Origin of the sequence: Chromohalobacter sp. HP20-39 (genome assembly GCF_033052815.1) — a bacterium.
In the GTDB taxonomy this organism is placed as follows: Bacteria; Pseudomonadota; Gammaproteobacteria; order Pseudomonadales; family Halomonadaceae; genus Chromohalobacter.
In genome coordinates, this window is sequence record NZ_JAWHTP010000001.1 from 728365 (window position 1) to 749083 (window position 20719).

General features: G+C 62.1%; 18 protein-coding genes. 5 read left to right on the top strand and 13 right to left on the bottom strand.

Annotated elements, in window-relative coordinates:
* Positions 1–69 precede the first annotated feature (69 nt).
* From RVY79_RS03410 to ffh, 7 genes are all read right to left on the bottom strand, one after another.
* A complete protein-coding gene (locus RVY79_RS03410; protein ID WP_317462611.1) occupies positions 70–804 on the bottom strand; it encodes a DsbC family protein in 735 nt (244 codons plus the stop codon).
* Positions 805–807: 3 nt separating this feature from the next.
* A complete protein-coding gene (gene xerD, locus RVY79_RS03415; RefSeq protein ID WP_317462612.1) occupies positions 808–1695 on the bottom strand; it encodes a site-specific tyrosine recombinase XerD in 888 nt (295 codons plus the stop codon).
* A gap of 132 nt (positions 1696–1827) precedes the next feature.
* Entirely contained in the window at positions 1828–2187 is a 360-nt protein-coding gene (rplS, locus tag RVY79_RS03420; protein WP_317462613.1) for a 50S ribosomal protein L19, read from the bottom strand.
* Between the two features lie 111 nt (positions 2188–2298).
* Positions 2299–3102, bottom strand: coding sequence for a tRNA (guanosine(37)-N1)-methyltransferase TrmD (gene trmD, locus RVY79_RS03425; RefSeq protein ID WP_317462614.1), 804 nt, complete (start codon positions 3100–3102; stop codon positions 2299–2301).
* A 37-nt stretch (positions 3103–3139) separates the two neighbouring features.
* Positions 3140–3694 (bottom strand): ribosome maturation factor RimM, encoded by a 555-nt coding sequence (rimM, locus tag RVY79_RS03430; protein WP_317462615.1) that lies wholly within the window; start codon positions 3692–3694, stop codon positions 3140–3142.
* Between the two features lie 14 nt (positions 3695–3708).
* The gene (gene rpsP, locus RVY79_RS03435; RefSeq protein WP_075367760.1) at positions 3709–3960 is read right to left on the bottom strand and encodes a 30S ribosomal protein S16; all 252 of its coding nucleotides are present in this window, start codon (positions 3958–3960) and stop codon (positions 3709–3711) included.
* Between the two features lie 137 nt (positions 3961–4097).
* Positions 4098–5510 (bottom strand): signal recognition particle protein, encoded by a 1413-nt coding sequence (gene ffh, locus RVY79_RS03440; RefSeq protein ID WP_317462616.1) that lies wholly within the window; start codon positions 5508–5510, stop codon positions 4098–4100.
* A gap of 215 nt (positions 5511–5725) precedes the next feature.
* Between ffh and RVY79_RS03445 the strand changes: the two genes are divergently transcribed.
* Positions 5726–6526 carry an inner membrane protein YpjD gene (locus RVY79_RS03445; RefSeq protein ID WP_317462617.1) on the top strand — a complete coding sequence of 267 codons (801 nt, stop codon included), beginning with the start codon at positions 5726–5728 and terminating at the stop codon, positions 6524–6526.
* Positions 6527–6604: 78 nt separating this feature from the next.
* Positions 6605–7888 carry an HlyC/CorC family transporter gene (locus RVY79_RS03450; RefSeq protein ID WP_317462618.1) on the top strand — a complete coding sequence of 428 codons (1284 nt, stop codon included), beginning with the start codon at positions 6605–6607 and terminating at the stop codon, positions 7886–7888.
* On the opposite strand, the gene RVY79_RS03455 is transcribed toward RVY79_RS03450, so the two are convergent.
* The gene (locus tag RVY79_RS03455; RefSeq protein WP_317462619.1) at positions 7885–9777 is read right to left on the bottom strand and encodes an MFS transporter; all 1893 of its coding nucleotides are present in this window, start codon (positions 9775–9777) and stop codon (positions 7885–7887) included. The two genes, RVY79_RS03450 and RVY79_RS03455, sit on opposite strands and share 4 nt — an antisense overlap.
* Positions 9774–10388, bottom strand: a complete 615-nt coding sequence (locus RVY79_RS03460; RefSeq protein WP_317462620.1) for a TetR-like C-terminal domain-containing protein — start codon at positions 10386–10388, stop codon at positions 9774–9776. Before RVY79_RS03460 ends, RVY79_RS03455 begins: the two co-directional genes overlap by 4 nt.
* A 218-nt stretch (positions 10389–10606) precedes the next feature.
* Here RVY79_RS03460 and RVY79_RS03465 point away from each other — a divergent pair, with 218 nt between their 5' ends.
* Both RVY79_RS03465 and RVY79_RS03470 read left to right on the top strand, forming a co-directional pair.
* On the top strand, positions 10607–11278 hold the full coding sequence (locus RVY79_RS03465; protein ID WP_317462621.1) for an SOS response-associated peptidase: 672 nt from the start codon (positions 10607–10609) through the stop codon (positions 11276–11278).
* Between the two features lie 15 nt (positions 11279–11293).
* On the top strand, positions 11294–14119 hold the full coding sequence (locus tag RVY79_RS03470) for an insulinase family protein (protein ID WP_317462622.1): 2826 nt from the start codon (positions 11294–11296) through the stop codon (positions 14117–14119).
* 84 nt (positions 14120–14203) lie between these two features.
* Here RVY79_RS03470 and sbcB read toward each other — a convergent pair whose 3' ends face one another.
* The 4 genes from sbcB to minC all read right to left on the bottom strand — a co-directional run bounded on the left by sbcB (position 14204) and on the right by minC (position 17640).
* Entirely contained in the window at positions 14204–15691 is a 1488-nt protein-coding gene (gene sbcB, locus RVY79_RS03475; protein WP_317462623.1) for an exodeoxyribonuclease I, read from the bottom strand.
* A 56-nt stretch (positions 15692–15747) separates the two neighbouring features.
* The gene (gene minE, locus RVY79_RS03480; protein WP_246976983.1) at positions 15748–16017 is read right to left on the bottom strand and encodes a cell division topological specificity factor MinE; all 270 of its coding nucleotides are present in this window, start codon (positions 16015–16017) and stop codon (positions 15748–15750) included.
* A complete protein-coding gene (minD, locus tag RVY79_RS03485) occupies positions 16014–16832 on the bottom strand; it encodes a septum site-determining protein MinD (RefSeq protein WP_040243132.1) in 819 nt (272 codons plus the stop codon). Before minD ends, minE begins: the two co-directional genes overlap by 4 nt.
* A gap of 76 nt (positions 16833–16908) precedes the next feature.
* A complete protein-coding gene (gene minC / locus RVY79_RS03490) occupies positions 16909–17640 on the bottom strand; it encodes a septum site-determining protein MinC (RefSeq protein WP_317462624.1) in 732 nt (243 codons plus the stop codon).
* A 301-nt stretch (positions 17641–17941) separates the two neighbouring features.
* On the opposite strand from minC, the gene RVY79_RS03495 reads away from it, so the two are divergent.
* Positions 17942–20704, top strand: coding sequence for a DUF349 domain-containing protein (locus tag RVY79_RS03495; protein WP_317462625.1), 2763 nt, complete (start codon positions 17942–17944; stop codon positions 20702–20704).
* Positions 20705–20719 lie beyond the last annotated feature (15 nt).

Below are 20719 nucleotides of genomic sequence, written 5' to 3' on the forward strand. Positions count from 1 at the left end.
TGCTCAGTGTATGTGTCCTGCGAGCCTCCAGCGCCTGGCGCCGAAGGCCATCGTATTATCGTCGGCCGGTCATTTTTCGATGCCAAGCATCGACGCCAGCCGCTCGGCCGGCACGTATCCCGACACCATACGGCCATCCGGCAGCATGATGGCGGGCGTGCCTCGAATGCCTAGCTCAATCCCCAGAGCATGTTGCTCGGCCACCAAGGACTTGCACTGCGCCGTACTATCCGGGGCATCTCCGCGCATCGCGGCGGTGAGCGCCGCAGAGGCATTGTCTGCGCACCATACTTGGCTCATCACACGCGCCGCCTTGGAGTCGACACCCGCACGTGGAAAGGCCAGATAGTCTACCTCGATTCCCATCCGATTGAGACGGGGAACTTCCTTATGCAATTTTTGGCAATAAGGGCACGAGGTATCGGTAAAAACGGTGATACGCGCCTTGACCTCGCCGGCGGGTTTGTAGATGACGCGTTCCTCCTCGGGAATGTCAGCGAGACGCGCCTGGCGGCGTTCGTTGGCAGCACGCTCGGTCAAGTTGACCATCTGCCCATCGCGGTTGCGATACAGGTCGCCTACCACCAGGTATTCCCCATCGGCGTCCGTATAGAACGTGTCGCCGCCTTTGAGGCGGACTTCATAGAGCCCCGGTAGCGGTGATTCCTGGATCGACGCCACCGGCAACGGCTGCCCATTGTGGGTAAGATTGTCGGCCAGCCCTTCAGGCGGCGCGGCAAAGCTTAGTGGTGCGGCCAGGAGGACCAGAGCGCCTCCCATGACCGACAATACGGCTCTAGACATTGGTCAACCTCTAGGATGATGTTGGGCATGCAGCGCTTCCAGACGCGCCTGTGCCACCTGGGTATAGATTTGCGTGGTCGACAGGTCACTATGACCCAGCAACATCTGTACGACACGCAGATTGGCCCCATGATTCAACAAGTGCGTCGCGAATGCATGGCGCAGCGTGTGCGGCGAGAGAGGCTTGTCGATACCGGCCACCACGGCATGTCGCTTGATACGATGCCAGAACGTCTGGCGGGTCATGAACCCATCATGGCGTCCGGGAAACAAGGGGGGACGCGTCGGGTCGTACATCAGCGCTCCACGCCCCTGGCGTAGATAGCGCTCGAGCCACACGGCGGCCTCCTCACCTAGCGGCACCAGGCGCTCTTTATCGCCCTTGCCGAGCACCCGCAACACACCCTGGCGCAAGTTGACCGCATCCACCGCCAAACCGACCAGTTCGGAGACGCGCAGGCCGCATCCATATAACACTTCGAGCATGGTGCGATCGCGCAGTCCTAGCGGCGTATCCAAGTCAGGCGCCTCGAGCAGACGCTCGACCTCGGCTTCATCCAGAGTGTTGGGCAATTTGGCGACGGCTTTGGGAGCACGCGCTTCGGCCAGGGGGTCATGGGTGATATGCCCTTCGGCCAGCGCCCAACGGTAAAAACGCCGCAGACAAGATAACAGACGCGCGACCGAGCGGGGATGGTAGTGCTCGCGACGCGCCGTCAGAAACGTCTCCAAGGCGTCCTCCCCGGGAGCCAGTAGACGCTCGCTGCGCGACGTGAGATGCGCCAGCCAGGCGTCCAGATCGCGACGATAGGCATCCAGTGTATGCTGGCTGAGTCCGCGCTCCAGCCAGAGCCCATCGAGAAACGCGTCACGCCACCCAAGATCATCCACCGACTCTGCCCTCCACGCGTCGCCTTCGCTCACCCCATATGCAAAAACCCCGCGAGCCAATGGCCCGCGGGGTTCTCGTCGAGCGCTCCTCAAAGGAAGCGCTCATGACGTCTCGACGACGCCGCAAGCCGCTTAACGAGTCAGCTTTTCCTTGATGCGAGCAGACTTGCCGCTACGCTCGCGGAGGTAGTACAGCTTGGCCTGACGCACGTCACCGCGACGCTTGACCGCAATGGAGTCAACCAGCGGGCTGTACGTCTGGAAAGTACGCTCGACGCCGACACCGTGGGAAATCTTGCGCACGGTGAACGCGGAGTTGAGCCCGCGGTTGCGCTTGCCGATCACAACGCCTTCGAAGGCCTGCAGACGCTCACGGTTGCCTTCCACAACCTTGACCTGAACGGTCACGGTGTCACCTGGCGAGAATTCCGGAACGTTCTTGCTCATCTGCTCGGTTTCGAGCGCCTGGATCACCTTGTTCTTGCTGCTCATGACTAAACTCCTTGATATTTGGATGACCGCCTCTTCTTCATGGCTCGAGAGTCGGTCGTGATCCCGGCGTCGCGAAACGCGGGAATCGACGTTGTGGGTGACGCGCGGCGCTCATTCATCGAGCGTCCGTCGCTCCTCCGTCCTACCGACGTGCTGGCTTGCGACATCTTCCGCGATGAACTCGTCAAGCAACTGCTGCTGCTCGCGGTCCAGAGCGCGACCTTCGAGAAGGTCCGGCCGCCTGAGCCAGGTGCGCCCGAGGGACTGCTTCAGTCGCCAGCGACGAATCGCCGCGTGATTGCCACTAAGCAGGATGTCCGGCACACGGCGCCCATCGATCACCTCGGGACGCGTGTAATGCGGGCAATCCAGAAGCCCCTCGCTAAAGGAATCCTCAAGTGCCGAATCGCCATGGCCAAGTACCCCTGGCACCAAACGAGACACGGCATCGACCATCACCATGGCCGGCAATTCACCGCCGCTGAGCACATAATCGCCGATCGACCATTCTTCGTCGATATCGGCCTCGACCACTCGCTCGTCAATACCCTCGTAACGACCGGCGACGACGATTAGAGCGTCCAACTCAGCCAGTTCCTGCACGCCACGCTGGTCGAGCCGCCGCCCTTGGGGCGACAGGTAGACCACGCGCGTACGCGCCGGTTCACAGCCACGGTGTTCGGCGTCACGGCGCGCCTCGGCAATAGCAGGTCGCAGCGTGTCGACCTTCATCAGCATGCCGGGGCCACCGCCATAAGGCCGGTCATCCACCGTGCGGTGCTTATCCGTGGCGTAGTCCCGGGGGTTCCAGAAATCCACCGCTAGCAATCCCTGGTCGACGGCACGTCCCGTTACGCCGTAACGGGTGATGGCCTCGAACATCTCCGGGAACAGGGAGACAACACCAATCCACACGGCTTCATCACTCGGCCAGCGACACCTTTGAACGGCGTCAGAATTCGGGATCCCAATCTACTGTCATACGCCCGGCTTCGAGATCCACCTCGCGGATCACGCCATCGGGCAGAAACGGCAACAGCCGCTCCCGATCATCGAGACTCGCCGCATTCGGCTGGATCACCAACACATCGTTGGCGCCCGTCTCGAAGAGATAATTCACTTGCCCCAGGCATTCACCGGACAGCGTCTCGACCTGCAGGCCTTCGAGCTGGTACCAGTAATAATCGCCCGGCGCGAGCGCCGGCAATGCCTGCTTGGGCAGGAGAATGTCCGCGCCAGCCCAACGTTCGGCCAGTTCGCGGCTCGAGATGCCTTCCAGGCTGGCGACCAGCCCTTTGCCCTGGGGGCGTCCCTGGTTCAGCTTGCACGCGAGGTGCTCGCCGCGCAGTGACAACACCCATTCGGCATGCTCGAAGATGCCCTCGATGGGGCTGGTGTACGAATACACCTTCAACCACCCTTTTACGCCGTAGGGACTGGTCAGGCGGCCAAGCACCACGTGCTCGTCGCCTTGCGCCGCATCGGCGCGACCGTTCTCATACGACATAGCGGGCATTCCACTCACGCTTGCTGCTTGCGTGCTTCTTTCAGCAACTCGGCGACGCGATCGGAGAGCTGGGCACCCAGACCCTGCCAATGCTCGGCACGCTCGAGATCGACGCGCAGGCGCTCTTCCTGACCACGGGCCACCGGGTTGAAGAAGCCGATACGCTCGATGAAACGACCGTCGCGAGACTTACGCGAGTCGCTGACGGTGAGGTGATAAAAGGGACGCTTCTTGGCGCCACCACGGGCCAAACGGATGGTAACCATGCGCTATAATCCTACGGTTGAAGTTTTACGTTACGCCACGGACTGTCGCGGCGGGCAACACCCACCTGCGAAGACGCAGCATTCTACGGAAAAAGGCACGTATTGGAAACCTTTTTCCTTGACAAGGAAAGACGTTATCAACGGCGCGGGAAGCCGCCACCGCGACCACCGCCCATGCCAGAGCCGCCCATGCCAGGGCCACCAGGACCCCCCATGCCACCGCCCATGTCGCGCATCATTTTCTGCATGCCGCCTTTCTTGCCGGCCTTTTTCATCATCTTCTGCATTTGCTTGTGCTGCTTGAGCAGACGATTGAGATCGGGCACCTGTAATCCGGCACCCGCTGCGATACGACGCTTGCGCGATCCGCTGATGATTTCCGGCTTGCGACGCTCCTTCGGGGTCATCGAGTTGATCAGCGACTCGAGTTTGCCCAGTTCCTTCTCGGCACCCGGTCCCTGAGCGGCCTCGGCCATCTGCCCCATGCCGGGCAGTTTGCCCATCAAGCCACCCATGCCGCCCATCTTCTTGAGCTGCTGGAGCTGTTCGCGGAAGTCCTCGAGATCGAAACCGTTGCCTTTCTTGACCTTCTTGGCCAGTTTCTCCGCCTTGCCCTGGTCGACACTGCGCTCGGCTTCCTCGATGAGCGATAGCATGTCGCCCATGCCTAGAATCCGCGAAGCGACACGATCCGGGTGAAACGGCTCGAGGGCATCGACTTTCTCGCCCATGCCCATGAACTTGATCGGTTTGCCAGTGACATGGCGCACCGAGAGCGCCGCCCCGCCACGGGCGTCACCATCCGCCTTGGTGAGGATCACCCCGGTCAGCGGCAACGCTTCATGGAAAGCCTGCGCGGTATTAGCGGCATCCTGGCCGGTCATGGCATCGACCACGAACAGCGTCTCATCCGGCGACACCGCCCCATGCAAGGCCTGGATTTCTTCCATCATCGCCTGATCGACAGACAGTCGACCGGCGGTATCCACGATCACTACGTCATGGAACTGGATCTTGGCATGCTTGATCGCCGCCTGGGCGATGTCCACCGGCTGCTGGGCACTGGTCGAGGGAAAGAAGTCGACCTCTACCTCGTTGGCCAACGTCTCAAGCTGGTCAATGGCGGCCGGACGATAGACGTCGGCGGAAACCACCAGCACTTTTTTCTTTTCCCGCTCGCGCAGGAAGCGCGCCAACTTGGCGACCGAGGTCGTTTTACCCGCACCCTGCAGGCCGGCCATCAGGACCACCGAGGGCGTGCTCTTGAGCGACAGCGCCTCGTTGGCCTCGCCCATGATCGCTTCCAGCTCCTGCTGGACGATCTTGACGAACTGCTGCCCCGGCGACAGGCTGCGCGAGACTTCTTGTCCCACGGCGCGCTCGCGCACCCGCTCGACGAACGCCTTGACTACCGGCAGCGCCACGTCGGCCTCCAGTAGTGCACGGCGCACCTCGCGCAGCGTGTCCTTGATGTTGTCCTCGGTCAGCTTTGCCTGACCGGTGATCGACTTCAGTGTGCCCGACAGGCGATCGGTCAAACTTTCAAACATGGCGCTCTCCGGCAGGAATTGCCTAGGCATGGAACATCGATTATACGCGTTCGTGGCGACTCTCTCCATGCACTCGTTGCACAGCGCGAGCGATGGGGGGATTCGCTACGGCGCGGGGATTCGCTATAGTAACGCTCCCGAGTCCGCGTGACAGGCTCACGTGATATTGACGCTTCACTTTCTTCGACGCCGACCGGCGCAGGGATTGGCCACCGATGCAGGCGCTGCCTTTTGCGATTCTCGCCATTGTCTGTTACCTCGCTGCGGGCGCCTGGCAGGCGCTGGCACTTGCCAGGCGTGTCCCAACCAGAACGACCTTGGTGCGTTCGCTGGGCTTACTCGCAGTCAGCGCCCACACTGTGGTCGTGGCGCACAGTGTGTTTCTCGGCCATGGCCTGCATCTAGGGCTTTTCGAAAGCGCCTCACTCTTTAGCTGGTTGATTGCCGCCCTGTTGATCGCGGTCAGTCTGATCAAACCATTGCTGAATGCCGGTGTCGGCCTCTTCCCATTGGCCGCTTTGACGCTGATTGCACTCATGCTTTATCCGAGCCGCATGGTCGAGTCCAACGTCTCAGCCGGCATCGTCTTTCACATCGTGACCTCCAGCGTGGCCTCGGCACTGCTCAGCATCGCGGCCGTACAGGCCGTGTTGGTAACGTTTCAGAACCACGCCCTCAAACGCCGTCATACACGCGGCATCATTCAGGTGCTGCCACCGCTCACGAGCATGGAGCGCTTGCTGTTCGAACTCATCGGCGCCGGTCTGCTATTACTCACGGCAGCCATCGTCAGTGGTTTCATCTTCATCGACAACCTTTTCGCCCAGCATCTCGTCCACAAGACGGTATTCTCCCTCGCCGCCTGGCTGATCTTCACGGGGCTACTTATCGGCCGGCACTGGCTAGGCTGGCGCGGCGCGCGCGCAATGCGCTGGACCTTGGGCGGCTGCCTGTTGCTGGTACTCGGCTACTTCGGTACCAAGGTCGCGCTACAGCTTATCTTTCACGATATCTAGGCGGACACGCGGCAACTTGACACTTCCAAGGGGAAACCCTACAAACGATGTTGGCTTTTCAGCGAGGACCTCTCCACCTTGAGCGATGACATACCCTTAGGGCTGCTGCTAACGCTGCTGTTCGTGCTCATTTGCCTATCCGCCTTCTTCTCCAGCTCGGAAACCGGAATGATGTCGATCAACCGCTATCGCCTGTCTCACCAGGCCAATAGCGGAGAGCGCACCGCCAAGCGCGTGATGCGGCTGCTGAGCCGCCCCGACCGGCTGATTGGCGTCATTCTCATCGGCAATAACTTCGTCAACAATCTCGCTGCCTCCATCGCCACGATCATCGCCATCCACTTCTTCGGAGACGTCTCGGGGCCAGCCATTTCCACCGCCGTGCTGACCATCGTGATTCTGATCTTCGCCGAGGTCACGCCCAAGACGTTCGCCGCGGTCAAGCCCGAACGCGTCGCCTACCCGGCCTCCATGGCGCTCGAGCCCCTGCTCAAGCTCTTCTACCCACTGGTGTGGCTCGTCAATGCGATCTCCAATGGCCTACTTCGCTTGATGGGTATCCGCGACATCGACGGTGGCGCCGACAATCTAACCCGCGACGAGCTACGCACGGTCGTTCACGAAGCCGGCACCATGATTCCCCGGCGTCACCAGTCCATGCTGCTGTCGATCCTCGACTTGGAAAACGTGACCGTCAACGACATCATGGTACCGCGCCAGGAAATCGCCGGCATCGACCTCGACGACGACCTCGAGGCCATTCTCGCCCAGATCCGCTCCAGTCAGCACACGCGAGTGCCCGTCTACAAAGGCGATATCAATAACATCATCGGCATCCTGCACCTACGCAATGCCGCGCGCTTTCTCTCGAAGCCCGAAGTGACCAAGGCCGCCATCGTCCAGGAAGCCCGCGAACCCTACTTCATCCCGGAGTCGACGCCGCTGCACACCCAGCTACTCAATTTCCAGAAACAGAAGCGTCGTATCGGCATCGTGGTCGACGAATACGGCGATGTGGAAGGGTTGGCGACACTGGAAGACATCCTCGAAGAGATCGTCGGCGAGTTCACCACCGACGAAGCGGCCACGCACCGCGAGATTCACCCTCAGGAAGACGGCAGCTATATCATCGAGGGCACTACCAACATCCGCGACATCAACAAAGTACTCGCCTGGCAGTTACCTACCGACGGCCCCAAGACGCTCAACGGCTTGATCCTCGAGCACCTGGAAGCCTTCCCCGACGCACCCGCCTGCCTGCAGTTGGGGGCGATCCGCATGGAAATCCTCCAGATCAAGGATAACCTGATCACTTCGGCACGCTGCTGGCAGTCGGCGCGCCGCGCCCGATCGCTGGTTTAATCCTCAGTCACGCCGATCTCGGCTTCGGCCTTGCGCTTGAGCTCGACCACACGACGCTCCATGTCGGCACGTTTGGCCTCGCCCACCGGAATGGGGTCGCCGAAATGCAGCGCCACCCGAGCCCGAAAACGCCGCGGCCATTTGGTCAACGCTTTGCCGCCACGATTCGACGTCCACGATCCCCACAGGCCGGCCAGCCCGGCAGGCACCACCGGCACCGGGTCCCGCGCCAGGATGATGTCCACGCCACGCCGGAATCGGTGCACACCGCCATCGGGCGTCAAGCGTCCCTCGGGAAATAGCATCACCACCTCGCCCTGACGCAGGGCGTGGCTTACTTCATCCAGGGCACGCCGCACACCACCAGGGTCGCAGCGTTCAGAATCTACCGGGATTGCGCCGGCGATGCGGAAAAACCAATTCAGCCACCGGGACTCGTAAATAGGCCGGTCCATCAGGAAACGCAGTGGGCGCGGACATCCCCCTCCCAGAATCAAGGCATCCATAAAGCTAACGTGATTGCACACCACCAATGCCGCGCCGCGTGCGGGTACCGATTGGCGGCCACGAAAACGCAGCCGGTACAGCACGCGAATCAGCACGAAGATCGATAGCCGTAGCACCGGGCGCGGTACCAGGCACAAGATGACCGCCGCCAGCGTCAGCGAGACCACAGACAAGGCCAGCATGAAAGTGTTGAGCGAAGCATCGAGGGCACTCAGCACGACGATGCCGAAGACCGCCGCCAGCACCATGAATAGCGCATTGAGGATATTGTTGGCGGCGATCATGCGGGCGCGGTTGTCGTCACCGCTTTCGAGCTGAATCAGCGTGTACAAGGGCACGATGTACAAGCCGCCGCCCAGACCGATCACCGCAAAATCCAGTGCCTGGCGCCAGAACCCCGGTGACAGACTCAATGCCGCCAACCCCGACTGACTACCCGTCAGCGGCTGACTCAGCCCCAGGTCGAGACCCGCCAAACCGAAGAGCATGGCGCCGGCTGGAATCAACCCGACTTCCAGGCGCCCCGCCGACAACCTTGCGCACAGCAGCGCCCCCGCGCCGACGCCCAGCGCGAACGCGCCCAATAAGGCACTGACTACAGCCTCGTCGCCATGCACGACATCACGCGTCCAGGCTGGCAGTTGGGTCAGATAGCAGGCCCCCAGGAACCAGAACAGGCTGATGCCCAGCAAGGCACGGAATACCCGTGGTTGACGCCAGGCATCGCGCATCACTTCACGTCCGCCCCGCCAAGGCCGCCACTGTGTAGTGCCCGCCTGGCTAGGCGGTGCACTGGGTACCCATAGGCTGGCGACGAGCCCCAAAAGTGCCAGCGCCACCAGGGTCGCGGCGATACTGCCCCGCGACCAGACACCGTCCAGCGACGCCAGCAGGCCAGCCAGAAGCGTTCCCAGCAGGATCGAAAGAAAAGTGCCCAGACTGATCCAGGCATTGCCTTTGACGAGTTCGGTCGGCGACAGGTGTTGCGGCAGGATAGCGTACTTCACCGGCCCGAAAAGCGCCGACTGGGTGCCCATCATGAACAACAGTGCCAGCAGCACAGCATAGGCTTCGTACCAGACGGCAGCGGCCGCCATGCTCATGGTCACGAGTTCCAGAACCTTGAGATGCCTGACCAGGCGGCGCTTGTCGAGACGGTCGGCGAGCAAGCCGCCCCATGCCGAAAATAGCAGGAAGGGTAGGATGAAAAGCGCCGCCGCAAGATTGTTGAGCAGTCCCGTGTCCCAGCCATAGCGAGGCACGGCGACGAAGGTCAGCAGCAGCAGCAGGACATTCTTGAACACGTTGTCGTTGAACGCGCCCAAGGCCTGTGTCCAGAAGAAGGGAGCGAATCGACGCTGGGTAAGCAAGCGAGGGATCACGACTCTCTCGGACCGTACTTGAGCCCCATCAGCGTTGTATTAAGCAATTGATCGAGCAACTCGGTAACTTCCAGTGATTGGCCCTGCCAGACGCCCAGGCGCTCATTGAGTCCTAACTGGACCAGGCCATGCACGCTGCCCCACAGGGTGCGCGCCATACGACGTGCCTCGACCTCGCCCATCAGCGGTTGGTACTCGGTAAGCGACGCTTCAACGCGAACGAATAGGCCTTCGATCATGTCGTTCTGACGTTGGTCCAACTCGCCTTCCTGGGCCAGCGGATAATCGAACAACATCTGCCAGCGATAGGGCTCATGCTGCGCAAACATCCAGTAGGCCGTCGCCAGCGCCTTGAGACGCGGTTCTGGTTCGGCCCCTTCGAGCCCCTCCACTGCCGCCCGCAGACGCCCCAGCGTCTCGACGTTGACGTATTGCAGCAGATTGCCAAAACTGCCATAGAGTTTGAGCAGCGTGCTGGGCGCGCATCCCACTTCGCGCGCCAGAGAGCGCAACGACAGCGTATGCACGGGATTTTCGCGTAGCCAGGCGTCACATGCCGCCATGACCTGGCCATGCAGCACCTCGGGTGCATGCTGTCTGGGACGAGCCATCGGATTCCTCGTGATGAGCATGCGCGGCACTTGACTCTCGCTACTTTGCACTTAGCGAGCGCAAGAGCCCGAACCGCGCGTGGTCGAACAGCGTTTCCCCCAGCATATCGGGAACGCACGCAAACGCAAGTCTCAACCCCTGCGATAAATCAACAGCAGCGCTGGTAAGCACCCGCCAGCTTGGCTTACCCTGGCGCGTCGGATCGCGAGGAGAGAGCATGGCTGGCCGTCTTTACATCAAGCCCTGGACAACGCCGCCGCTCGACGCGCTGCGCCAGGACAGCCAACCGATCGTCGGTCCCAACCTGGCGCCGCGCCGTCCGATCTCGATCATTCGTCAGAGCGAGGGCGAGGCGTATTGGGTCACGGCATTCTGGGGGTTGACGCCGCCCTGGCTCAAGGTGCTGGACCACGCCCCACATTGCGCTCGCGCCGAATCGCTCGAGGAACGTCCTATGTTTCGCGAGGCTTTCCAGGCACGACGCTGTCTGATCCCGGTCGACGGTGTCTATGTCTGGAAGCCCCAACCACGCATGAAGCAGCCGTTTCTGATCACGCGCGTCGACCGAGCGCCGCTGCTGCTGGCCGGGGTCTGGTGTCGCTACCACACCACGCTGACCGAGTACAACGACTCCACGGCCTTGATCACGGTGCCCAGCAATCCGCTGCTGGCACCACTCAGCGACCGTTTTCCGGCCGTCATCGAGGCCGACGATGCCTACCAGTGGCTGGCGCCAACCACCTCGAGCGAACGTGCCCACGAGATGCTGACCCCTGCTCCCTTGGAACTGTTGGGCGCTTTTCCTGTATCAAGACGTGTCAACGATCCAACACACCAGGACTGGGCCTGCGGACATCCCACCGGCCCGATGACCTACTGGGATCACTAACGAGGAGTCTTCACCGTGTTTTCATCCCTCCCCCTTGTAAGCCGTTGGCTGCTCGGCGCGCTCATCATTCTCGTCGCTGGTTACCAGACGGCACGCGCCAGCGACCCGGTGACCGAGGTCGTCAAGCCGACCGTCAGTCCCAACGATACGCGCAACTACCGCGCCCTGACGCTCGACAACGGTCTCGAGGTCTTGCTGGTCAGCGACCCGCAGGCCGACAAGGCCGCCGCCGCCATGAACGTGGACGTCGGTAGTGCCAACGATCCCGACGCCACGCCCGGCTTGGCGCACTTCCTCGAACACATGCTGTTCCTGGGCACCGACCGTTATCCGAAAGCCGACGCCTACCAGAACTTCATTTCCGCGCACGGCGGCGATCACAACGCCTTCACCGCCTCGCGCAATACCAACTACTTCTTCGACATCGAGCCACGAGCACTGCCCGAGGCCCTGGATCGCTTCAGTCGTTTCTTCATCGCCCCCCGCTTCAATCCCGAGTACGTCGACCGTGAACGCAACGCCGTCCACTCGGAGTATCAAGCGCGCCTGCGTGACGACAGCCGACGCCTCCAGGAGGCCATCAATCAGGCGCTCAACCCCGAGCACCCCATGACCCGTTTCTCGGTCGGCAGCCTGGAGACACTCCAAGGCGATGACACCGCGTCACTTCGCGATCGACTGGTCGATTTCTACAAGGCACATTACGGCGCCAACGTCATGCATCTGGCCGTCATCGGGCCCCAACCGCTCGATAAGCTGGAGACCCTGGTTCGTGATCGTTTCGCCGAGATCCCCGACCGCAACCTGTCGCGCCCCGAGATCGATACGCCCCTGGTGACCGACGACGAGTTGCCCGCACGCCTGCAGGTCAAGAGTCTGTCGCAGGACAAGCAGGTGCGCTTCCTGTTTCCGATTCCCGACCCTCAAGGCGACTATCGCACCAAGCCAGCCGACTATCTCGCCAACCTGCTGGGCCATGAAGGCGAAGGCAGCCTGCTGGCGGCATTACGGCACAAGGGATGGGCCGACGGCCTCTCGGCAGGCACCATGAACGGCGATGGCCAACATGCGCTCTTCGCCGTCTCGGTCAGCCTCACACCGGAAGGCGCACAACATATCGATCGTATTCAGGCCAGCTTATTCGATCAGATAGCGCGGATTCGTAAGGACGGGCTGCAGCAGTGGCGCTACGCTGAGCAGGCTCGCCTCAACCAACAGGCGTTTCGCTTTCAGCAACCCGGGGAGCCCATCGATCAGGCCAGCCAACTGGCCATGAACCTGGCCGATTATCCGCTCAAGGATGTGCAATACGCGCCATACCGCATGGACGGATTCGATGCTGCGCGTATTCGTGATTATCTAGCCAACATGACGCCGGCGCATCTGTTGCGCGTCTACAGCGGCCCGGACATCGACGGCGACACCACTTCGCCCTATTTCGACACGCCCTACACGCTGACACGACTCTCGACATGGCCGGACGCCGCGCCCCTCGACGACCTCGGCTTGCCACCGCACAACCCCTTCATTGCACGCGACCTGGAGGTTCTCGACGTTAGTGGCGATGAACCCCAGGCCATCGTCGAGGCCCCCAGCGTCGAGCTCTGGCACCTCGCCAACGACCGCTTCGGCACGCCCCGCGTGGAGTGGCGCTTCAGCCTGCAGAATCCCGATGCCTCCGACAGCGCTAGCAATGCCGCCTTGACGCGCCTGCTCGCCGGCTGGGTCACCGACAGCCTCAACGAGCGCTTCTATCCAGCCCGGCTGGCCGGACAATCCTTCGATGCCTACGCCCATGCCCGTGGCATCACGCTCACCTTCTCGGGTTGGCGCGATCGCCAGATACGCCTGATGAACAGTGTCGTCGAGCGCCTCAAGGAAGGCGACATCAGTAAAGCCAGCTTCGCGCGCGTCAAGTACCGGCTCTCGCAGCAATGGCAAAATGCGCCCCAGGCACCGCTGCATCAGCAGATGTATCGTACGCTCAGCGAGTCGCTGATGCGTCCCCAGTGGACGACATCCTCGATGCTCGAGGCGCTGAATACGTTGAGCGTCGATGACCTGCGCGACTATCGCGACGCCTTCCTCGGAGATCTCTATCTGCAAGCCATGGCGGTGGGCAACTTGGATGCCGACCTGGCCCGCCGCGAAGGATTGCAGGTGGCCAATGCGCTAAAGCCTCGTCTTCAGGCTTCGGATATTCCCACCCTGTCACCGTTGGCGATCCCCGAAACCCCGCCGACGTTGCATCCACGCAGCACCCGCAACGACGCTGCCGTATTACGCTATCTGCAAGGCCCGGATCGTAGCCTCGACAGCCAGGCGCATCTTGCCGTGCTCGGCAAAATGCTCGAATCACCGTTCTACAACCAACTACGCACCCAGGAGCAGCTCGGCTATATCGTCACGGCCGGCTATTCGCCCGTGCTCGATGCGCCAGGCTTGGCGATGCTGGTGCAATCCCCGGATACCCCAAGAAAGCGTATCGCCGCGCGCATGGATGCATTTCTGGAGGACTTCGACACACGCATTAAGGCACTCGACGATAGCGACCTGGCGCCTTATCGCGACGCGGTCAGCAGTCAACTCAGGGAGCGCGCCAACAGCCTTGGCGAGCTGACCAATCGACACTGGCAGACGTTGGCCTATGCCGAGCCGAACTTTTCACGTCGCGAAAAACTGGCAGACCGTGTCGAAGCCGTAGATGCCTCGACAATCCGCCAGGCATGGCGCGCGCTACGGCACACACGACCACTCACGGTCAGCTACGACGCGCATACTCAGCCCAGCAATGTCATGGCACTGACCCGCGACTTCCAGCCGCTCCCCGCCCACGACTGAACACGGTCGCCAACGGCATCCATCATGCAAAACGCCCGGGCTCATGGCCCGGGCGTTTGATGTCTGGTCAGCACATGTCGCGCGTCAATCGAACGCCTGCGGCGGCATCATCGCTTCGACGTGCATGACCAGTTCCTCGAGCACCTGGCGCTGTTCGGCATCCAGCGAGGCCTGGTTGAGCCGTTCGATCTCGCGCGCAAACCCCGTCAGCGTCAGACTCGACACCTGGGCATCGTTCATGCGCGCCCAACGATAGGTTTCCCACTGCGCCTGTTCGTCGCCACTCAGCGTATCGGGATAATTGCGCGCCCGCAGACGGAACAGCATTTCCTCCAGGCGCGGATCCTGAAAGGCGAAACGCGCATCGGCCAGGTCCCAGGGTGCCATTTCTCGGGCACGCTGCATTTCACGACGATCCGCCGGTGAGAAGAAGCCTCCCGAATACAGCATCAGGTCCGGGTCGCTGGGCGGCGCTCCGGGACCATCGGCAAATACCTCGGCGGCCTTGGCCGCCACATCCGGTGCGGCCTGAAGCTGCTTCCAGTGCCCCCGGCAGGCGTCCATGTCCAGCCCCAGCCGAGCCACGATGTCGCCATATTCGCCCTGACGAGGACCACTGGTGTCCTTGAGCGAGGTGGTCGGCATGATCACCGGACTCTTATTGATTTGAATCACCTTGAGCGGGATGCGCGCTTCGCCCTCGGCCAGCTCATCGGCACTGGCGAATACCCGCTCGCGAATCTGCGCGGCGCTCAATGAGAGTAAGGGCGCCGGGTCCACCGACAAATCATAGACGATCACCCCATTGGGATTACTCGGGTGCTCGGCCAGCGGCACCACCAGAGCGCTACACCCTCGACTGGCAGGATAACGCCGGGAGACATGCAGCATCGGCTTGCGTGCCTGGATGTCCAGCATCTTGGCGACCGTGCGCTTGTCGCGCAGTTTGAGCAGATACTCGAACAGTTGAGGATTGCGCGACTTGAGCAGGCGCGCCAGGTCGATGGTCGCCCGCACATCCGCCAGCGCGTCGTGGGCGCCGGCGTGCTCGATGCCGTTGGCGGCGGTCAAATCCTCGAGACGGAAGCTCGGCGCACCGTCCTCGCGCATCGGCCACTCAATGCCTTCCGGACGCAGGGCATGGTACGTACGCACCACATCGATCAAGTCCCAGCGCGAATTGCCGTTCTGCCACTCGCGGGAATACGGATCGATGAAGTTACGGTAGAAGAGATGGCGACTGACCTCGTCGTCGAAGCGCAGCGTGTTGTAACCCAGCGAACAGGTCCCGGGAACGCTCATTTCGGCATGAATGCGCGCGGCGAACTCGATCTCGGCGAGACCTCGACGGCGCGCGGCTTGAGGGGTGATGCCAGTGATCAGACAGGCCTGGGGGTGCGGCAGGAAATCATCCGCCGGCTTGCAATAGAACGTCAGCGGCTCGCCGATCGGATTGAAATCGAGATCGGTGCGGATCGCGGCGAACTGCGCTGGGCGGTCGCGCCGAGGATCGGCACCGAAAGTTTCATAATCATGCCAAAGAAAGGTCGGTTCGCTCTTGCCCTGCGCCATGGCCGCAGTCTCCCCACTGCCAAAAGCGCTCAGCCTAGCACACCCTGCTCATCGACTCAGCTTGGGCGTCCCTGCTCATCACGTGGCAAGGTGACGTTGAGCTCGAGTATCGAGCAGTCATTGTCGCTGTCTAGACTGATGTTGATCGCATCCTGGTCGACCTGCACGTAACGCCTGATCACCTCGAGCAACTCTTGCTGCAGCATCGGCATGTAGTCAGGCTGGTCGCGCTCGCCACGCTGGTGCGCCACGATGATCTGTAGGCGCTCCTTGGCCACCGACGCCGACTTCTTGCGTTCACGCTTGAGAAATTCGAGTAATTTCACCGGCGACCTCCTCCGAACATACGGGAGAGCAGTCCCTTCTTCTGGTACTCATGAAAACGTAGCGGTACGTCCTCGCCGAGCAGGCGCGAAACGGTATCCGCGTAAGCTTGGCCGGCGTCGCTATCCATGTCGTGCACGACCGGCACGCCCTGATTCGAGGCACGCAGCACCGCTTCCGACTCGGGGATCAACCCCACCAGATTGATGGCCAGTATCTCGCGCACGTCCTCGAGCGTCAGCATGTCGCCCGAGGTGACGCGATTGGGATCGTAACGCGTAATCAGCAGGTGCTCCCTGACCGGCGGCTCGCTGCGCTCGGCGCGACGTGTCTTGGATGCCAGCAACCCCAGGATGCGGTCGGAATCGCGTACCGACGACACTTCGGGATTGGTCACCACGATGGCCTCGTCGGCGAAATACATCGCCAACTGCGCGCCATGTTCGATGCCCGCCGGCGAATCGCAGACGATGAAGTCGTACTCTTGGGACAGCGTCTCGAGCACTTTCTCCACGCCTTCAGGAGTCAATGCCTCCTTATCGCGTGTCTGAGAGGCCGGCAGGATATGCAGGTTTTCGGTCCGCTTGTCACGAATCAGCGCCTGGTTGAGGCCAGCCTCTCCCTGGATGACGTTGATCAGGTCGTACACCACGCGACGCTCGCACCCCATAATCAGGTCAAGGTTACGCAAGCCCACGTCGAAATCGATCACCACGGTCTTGTTGCCACGCAACGCCAAGCCCGTGGCAATGGCCGCGGCGCTGGTCGTCTTGCCAACTCCGCCCTTGCCGGAGGTCACTACAATGATCTTGGCCAAGATGAGCTTCCTGTTGCTATTGAGTCGTTCGTACTAGCCATCCATTTTGGCGCGACATGGCGCCCTGACATCCCGACTAGCCGAGCGATGAAATGTTCAATTGGTCATCGCGCAGTTGAACCTGTACGGGCTGGTTCAGCAAGCGCGGGTCGATATCTTCCAGCCGCTTGTAATTGCCGGCCAGCGACAACAACTCGGCATGCAATTCCTTGCAGAAGATGCCCGCCTGGCGGTCCCCGTGAATGCCGCCCAACGCGCGGCCACGCAGCGGGCCATAAACGTGCACGCTGCCCGCCGCCAGAACTTCGGCCCCCGGGTTGACCGCGCCGACCACGACGAGATCGCCCTCGGGCGCGGTGACCTGCTGGCCCGAGCGCACTGTACCACGGTATATACGCCCCACGGCCGAAGTGGGGGCTACTTCGGCCTCGGATTCCGGCTCGATAGCGGCGAGTGAGGGTTCCTCGACAGCACGCGGACGCGCTTCTTGCGGCGGGAACCAACCAAGCCCTAACGCCCAGGCAGACTGTTTCACGGGGTCGGCGCCGCCACGCACGGCCACCGGCAACAGCTTGTGGGCACGGCACACGGCGCAAATACGCTCCAACGCCAGGTGCGGTTCATCGAGCTGCTCTACGCTGAGTACCACCGGCGTATGTTGAAAAAACGCTGGCGACTGGCTCACCTTGCCGGCCAACTGGGCGCGTATCTGCTCAGGGTCGGCGCTCGTCAGCTCCATGACCGTCATGGGCAACATGCCACCCTTGAAGGTGAATGCCGATGCTACCCGATCCATGTTGAGGCTCATGGCCACACTCCACAGCTGATGACTGATGTATATAGGTAAAGCTAAGCGAGGGTCGTGATGGCTGCAACTGATGATAAGACCAGCGTCCCGACTTTGTCAGGTGTCTCCGGGAACCGACACCCTTGCCATCGTCGCCTTTTCCCGGTGCCGGCTCGCATGCTTTGATACGCTATGGCACACACGACACTCACTCATGTGACGCTTTTTGCTAATATCGTGGCCGACGTGAGACGACAGGAACGCTGTCTCAGCGTTATCGCCACGCATTCAATACGCCAAGAACAGGGATGCATGCCGGGTCATGTCTGGATTCTTCCGCCGTTTTTTTGCACCACGCTGGCAACATCGCGACCCTAGCGTCCGTCATGCTGCCATTGCACAACTCGATAGTCACAAGTCGGCCGACCGCCACGCCCTTGAGCGCCTGACGCACGATGAGGATGCCAGCGTACGGCGCGAAGCCCTCTCCCAGTTCGAGGACCCCTCGACGCTACTCGAATGGCTCGCCACGCATGACAGCCCTGAGCTGAGGGCGCGCCTGGCACAGCTTCTATCCGGGAGCGTGCCCGATGCACCGCCCTTGCAACAACGCCTCGATTTACTCGACACACTGGACGATCACGACTTGCTCGTTCAACTCGTCGAGGGGGGGGACAACCAGGAACTGCGCCTGGCCGCACTGGCCAAGCTCGATGACGAAGCGACGTTGCTCCAGCAGGCACGCGACAATGGCATTGCCGTGGTCCGCCACGCCGCCGCCGAACGCGTATCGAGCACCGAGGGGCTGCAACGCCTGGCGCGCGAGGCGCGGCGCGACAAGGTCGTCACGCGCAAGGCCCGCGAACGCCTGCAACGTCAACGCGCCGATGCCGCCGAAACCCAGGCCCAGCAGGCCGCTCGAAAACGTCTTCTGGAAGCCCTCGAGGCGCATGCCCTACATGCCTGGGAGCCGCTCTACGGCGCGCGTTATCGCCATTTTGTGCGCGAGTGGGAAGCACTGACCGACACCCCCAGCGACGAGCAGGAGCGGCGTTTTCAGGAAGCCAGTCAGCGCTGCCGCAAGACGCTCTCCGATCATGAGACCGAAGGGCATGCCCAGCACCAGGCGATACAACGCCAAGACGAGGCGGCCCGCACCCGCCAGGAACTCGTCGAAGCACTCGAGGATGCCGTCGCGAGTCTCCAGCAGGCATCCCAGCTGACCCATCAGGACATCGACAGCCTACGTGCCCAGCAACGCCTGCATGGCGAACGCTGGCTGGCTCTGTCCGATCATTACCCCCCGGATGAAGACATCCAGGCTCGCTACGCCAAGGCACAAGCCCAGTGCCAGCGCATCGGTGACGCCTGGGACCGCGTTTCGACGCAGGCCCAGTCACTGGAGGCCGCCCTGCGCGACGACCATGCCGCCATCGATGCCTGCCTGGCGCGGATCGATTGGCCGAACGATCTGCCCCCCACGCCACTGATACAGGAAGCCCGTCAACTGCGTAACGCCGAGACGGCCGATGCGAGCACACCCGTCGACCTTTCGGCGCTGCGCACAGACCTCGACAAGCTCGAAAATCAGCTCGATCGTGGCACCCTAAAGACCGCGAGTCGTCTGTACCGGCAGATCCGCCAGCACCTCGATGCCTTGCCCAATGCCTCTCGTGGTGACCTGGAAGCTCGGCTCAAGCGACTAGGCGCACGGCTAGCAGAATTGCGCGACTGGCGTGGCTACGTCGCCGGCCCCAAGCGCACCCAACTCATCGATAGCATCGAGGCGTTGGCCGAAGACAATCAGTCACCCGATGCCGAGCGCGATCGTCGACACCGTCAGTTGGTCAAGGAATGGGCGGCACTGGGCGATGCCGCCGCCACGGCAGCGCTTTCGCAGCGCTTTCGTAGCGCATCGCAGCGCATCCATGCGGCACTCGACGACTGGTATCAGCAGCGCGATGCCGCGCGCAACCGTAATCTCGAGGCCCGTGAGGCATTGTGCGAGCAATTGGAGGAGCTCATCGCACATCCTGATGCCCAAGCCGACCCGGATGTGTTGCGTCAGATTCGTGACCGTGCACGCGAACAATGGCAGCAGTTCTCGCCCGTGCCGCGCGAGAAAGCCAAGCCACTCGGCCAGCGCTTTGGTCACATCCGCCATGAACTGCAGACGTTAATCGACCGTCGGGCCAATGAAATCGGTGACGCCAAGCGCGGCTTGATCGCCGAGGCCGAAGCCCTGATGGAAGCCGACATGCCCTCGACCCAACGCACCGAAGCGGCCAAGGCGCTCCAATCCCGCTGGCGAGCCTTGGGGCGTGCCGCCAAGGGTGAAGAGCAGATGCTCTGGCGCCATTTCCGCGGACTTTGCGATCGTATCTTCGCCGCCCGTGAGGCCGAACGCGAGAATCGTGCTCAAAAGGCCCAAGCACGCCTGGATAGCATGCAGGCCCTGATCGACCGTTTCGATGCCTGGCAGCCGCAAAGCAGCGACGACAGCGAGACGCTGGAAAGTGCCGTGCGTGACGCTGAGGCCCTGGAACCCTTGCCCGGTGGTCGCCGCAGCGAGGGCATGCGCCGCCGCTGGCAAGGCATCGTCCGTGCCCGGCGCGAGCGCCTCGCGCAACTGATCCTCGCCGAGCAAGCCGAGCGCTGGACGCGCCTGCGTCCCCTGCTCGATGCCCACGTCAATGCGGATGATGCAGCCTTGCGCGACGACCAAAAAGCGGATGTCGCGCTGCCCGAGGGCATGCCCCAGGACCTACAAGATGCCCATGCGGCACGTAACGCCGCTCGCCGAGAGGGCGACAGCGAAGCGGCGAATCACGAACTGAACCGACTGGTGGTTCAAGTGGCGCTGCTCGCAGACGAGCCGGTGGCCGTGCAGGACGAGCCGCTGCGTCTGGAAGTGCAAGTCGCACGCCTCAACAATGGCCTGGGCCAGGCACCGCAACCCGATCAGGAACTGGCCGATGTCTTGCGGCAATTGCTGGAAACCGGGCCCATCGCGTCCGATGTCTGGGCCTCCCGAGTCACGCGTTTCGATGCTCTATTCGGCGTTATCGCCCAGCGCGCGACCTAAGGACACAAGCGACGA

What these genes read in the sequence shown, in the direction of transcription:
- RVY79_RS03465 (WP_317462621.1), top strand. Translation starts at nt 10,607, where the DNA reads ATGGCTGGCCGTCTTTACATCAAGCCCTGGACAACGCCGCCGCTCGAC.
- RVY79_RS03445 (WP_317462617.1), top strand. Translation starts at nt 5,726, where the DNA reads ATGCAGGCGCTGCCTTTTGCGATTCTCGCCATTGTCTGTTACCTCGCT.
- RVY79_RS03460 (WP_317462620.1), bottom strand. Translation starts at nt 10,388, where the DNA reads ATGGCTCGTCCCAGACAGCATGCACCCGAGGTGCTGCATGGCCAGGTC.
- sbcB (WP_317462623.1), bottom strand. Translation starts at nt 15,691, where the DNA reads ATGGCGCAGGGCAAGAGCGAACCGACCTTTCTTTGGCATGATTATGAA.
- rplS (WP_317462613.1), bottom strand. Translation starts at nt 2,187, where the DNA reads ATGAGCAGCAAGAACAAGGTGATCCAGGCGCTCGAAACCGAGCAGATG.
- rimM (WP_317462615.1), bottom strand. Translation starts at nt 3,694, where the DNA reads ATGTCGTATGAGAACGGTCGCGCCGATGCGGCGCAAGGCGACGAGCAC.
- RVY79_RS03495 (WP_317462625.1), top strand. Translation starts at nt 17,942, where the DNA reads ATGTCTGGATTCTTCCGCCGTTTTTTTGCACCACGCTGGCAACATCGC.
- rpsP (WP_075367760.1), bottom strand. Translation starts at nt 3,960, where the DNA reads ATGGTTACCATCCGTTTGGCCCGTGGTGGCGCCAAGAAGCGTCCCTTT.
- RVY79_RS03410 (WP_317462611.1), bottom strand. Translation starts at nt 804, where the DNA reads ATGTCTAGAGCCGTATTGTCGGTCATGGGAGGCGCTCTGGTCCTCCTG.
- ffh (WP_317462616.1), bottom strand. Translation starts at nt 5,510, where the DNA reads ATGTTTGAAAGTTTGACCGATCGCCTGTCGGGCACACTGAAGTCGATC.
- minC (WP_317462624.1), bottom strand. Translation starts at nt 17,640, where the DNA reads ATGAGCCTCAACATGGATCGGGTAGCATCGGCATTCACCTTCAAGGGT.